The 2,846-nt window shown below is 58.6% G+C and carries 2 protein-coding genes; both read right to left on the reverse strand.

The window, feature by feature from the left end:
• Positions 1-52: 52 nt before the first annotated feature.
• Positions 53-1,342, reverse strand: a complete 1,290-nt coding sequence (locus D5084_RS09175; RefSeq protein ID WP_128515207.1) for a hypothetical protein — start codon at positions 1,340-1,342, stop codon at positions 53-55.
• A 299-nt stretch (positions 1,343-1,641) separates the two neighbouring features.
• Positions 1,642-2,592: a hypothetical protein gene (locus tag D5084_RS09180; protein WP_128515208.1), complete on the reverse strand. Its 951-nt coding sequence runs from the start codon at positions 2,590-2,592 to the stop codon at positions 1,642-1,644.
• Positions 2,593-2,846: the final 254 nt, after the last annotated feature.

Consider the following 2,846-nt stretch of genomic DNA (forward strand, 5'->3'; position numbering starts at 1 on the left):
CCCCAAGACCTTCCTCTCCGCCGTCGCCCTCGCCGCAACCGTCATGTTCTGGCTATGAAACAAGAACGAGTCCTGACCCTACAACGCTTGCCCGAGCCGTGCCCAACGCACACTGTTCCAAGGTCGGAATGTCATCGCCGAGGACGCGGAGATAGTTCCGGAGGGCGGCGTCCACGTCGATCAATCCGTGCGTAAGTTCCTGCATTTCATCGGGCTGAATGAGGTAGTAGCGGGCGATGTGCGCCAACCACCACCTGTGAAGACCCGCTTCAATCAGGCTTCGGTCATTCGTCAGAGACCTGACCGCGGCCTCTTCACCAGCTCGCTCACGTCGCCGCCAGCGGGCCTGCGACCGATTCCGTCGATCTCGCATTTCCCTCCAGCTACGGAATTGTCGGCGTTGCCTAAGTGCCCACCTGGCGAGGAAATCCGGGTTCTGGTGCGCTTGCTGTCGCGCATAATGTCGAAGCTCATCAGGGCCCCTTTCCCCTCGTGCCCGATAGAAGTTGTGCGAGTAAACGAAAACGTCCCAAAGCTCGACATTGCCTGTCGCAATTGCGTGATCCATCATCGGCCGGATATCGTCATGTTGAAACGACAATCCCGCATGGCCGTAGCGGTCGATCCCCTGGTCGATCATGGCCTCCCGCGTGGTCAGCCCCTCGAACATCAACCGCTGAATTTCACGACGCAGGTGGTGTTCCTCGTGCAGGACGCGGACTGCTGGGCTATCCTTCGCACTGGCCGAGCGATGGAAGTGAAGCGGTTTTAGCCAGCCCCAGATCCTCGCAGGATCCCGCGGCGCCTCGGCGATGTCGAAATATCTGTCTAAGAGATGCCCTGCAATCTTGCTGATGCCATCTCGGCAGTGACAATCCCATGAACGCGCACCGCAAGTGCACGTCAAGCCCCGGGTAATCTCATCAAGCAGCCAGCCACACAGATCAGCGTCGAAGTCCCGCACTAGGATTCGAATGAAGTACCGTGATCCGATCACGCGTTCGCGCTCTCTTGGATCAACCGGGTACAAGTTGGCGCAGGCCAGAAGCAGGTCGCGAAGCTTTTCGCGAGGTAGCCGAGCTACGCCCAGATAGCCAACGATCTTTGCAGCAAGACGCAGCGCCTCGTTCGTGGCAGACGCGATAAGTGGATCGACCATGAATGCCAGGTCGAGTTTCTCATTCACGAGGCAATCGAGCGCTGCGCGCCTGCACTGTGACGTGGCGGCGGCGTCCAGCACGATTGCTTCCAGTTCTGGACGCAGCGAAGTGACCGCTGGCGAACCCGACAGAAGCTCGAGGAGCAACGCGCGCAAGTCTCCTCCGCCTTCGCGCACGATCATCGGGCGGATCGCATCAACGATGTCAGGAGTAAAGAACCCAGAGGCGCTGAAACTACGCCAGCGATCTACGCGACGGAAAAAGGGATCATCGACCTCCAGTTTACCCAGGGCTTCAAGGAGTCGATGTCTGGACCTAACCGAGAGACGCGATGGATCCCCGTTTGAGAGGACTGCATAGGGGTCAACATCGATTGCCGCATCCTGGACATTCTGGCTTCCCAATGCCGCCATCCAACCAAGGAGACCACGAAGGTCATCACGGGTGGCACCGTTGGGTGCTACGATGCTGAGACACTGCTTCACAGTGAATGTATTTGCAGGATCGTCAATCCGTTGGACAAGCGCCCGGGCTGCACAATGCTCAGCAACGATTCGATGGACCGGTTCATGTCGGTCGGCGCCTGCGGCTGGACGGAAGAGGCGGGTGTCGAGGATTGAGGGGAGACGTTGGTCGGGCAGACCGAGGTCAGCGAGACGGGGGAATGTTGGGCCTTCGGCGAGAGCAGCCATTGAAACCCCATCGGAACCTGACAGGAGGAGGCGTGCAAAGACCTCGTCCGCCCAAGAGATGCGTTGTTCAGTTGTGGGCGCATCTCGGGTGGGGTAACCGACCTGTTTGTTTCGCGAGCCAGATAGCGAACCGCGTCGCCGAAGATCTCATGTCGGTTCGTGAATCGGCCTCCGGCCTGAACGAACGCATCCGCGAACAGGTTCAGGAACTCTGGATTTCCAAGGAGGTGAGTAAGGTCGTGGCGGGCGGCATCGGAGAGGAAATTCTCGAAGCTGGCGTCCGGATGGCGATGGCGAAAGAGCAAAGCCTGCTCGTCTTGATCAAAGGGGACCAATCTGGCGAGGATTGGCTCGATACCCAGGATGTCATGCAGCAGACGGGTGTCCGCGTCGCTCCATTCCCCGGATCGACTCGACAGGATTGTGCGGTCAGCTCCCGTATGCCGCAGCTCTTTCAAAGCGCGATGAAGGCCTGTGGGATCAATGCGAGCAACCTCATCGAAGGCATCGACGACGATGCAAGACGCAGTCGTTCTTTCGAAGATGCTGGCTTTGACTGGCGTTGTGCCAAAGCGCGCAGCCAGACTTGCCAGCAGCGCGGATTTTCCTGCCCCTGGTTCGGCTAGAACGATTGCAACACCAGGCGCGGCGAGGAGATCACCTTCGGCAACGCGCAATTCACCGATGATGAGCTTTCGGGGGATGTGAAACGGGGGCACCGGAAACGAGCTTTCGGACAACGTTGGGTTGTTGGCCGAGAATGCAGTGCTGGATCGATGCGCGCAAGTCAGGGCGTAAGCTTTGCACGCCGTTGCCTGCCCATGCCCACGACTGCATGCCGTTGCTGTTTTTCTGGCAGGGTGTTGATGTGGCGTTGATGTAAACTTAAGCGGCGAAAACCCGACGTTTTGCATCGGGTTCTAAGCATTTGTTTTACTTGGACGATTTGGTTGCGGGGGCAGGATTTGAACCTGCGGCCTTCAGGTTATGAGCC

The organism is Tabrizicola thermarum (genome assembly GCF_003574395.1).
GTDB classification, from domain to species: domain Bacteria; phylum Pseudomonadota; class Alphaproteobacteria; order Rhodobacterales; family Rhodobacteraceae; genus Tabrizicola; species Tabrizicola thermarum.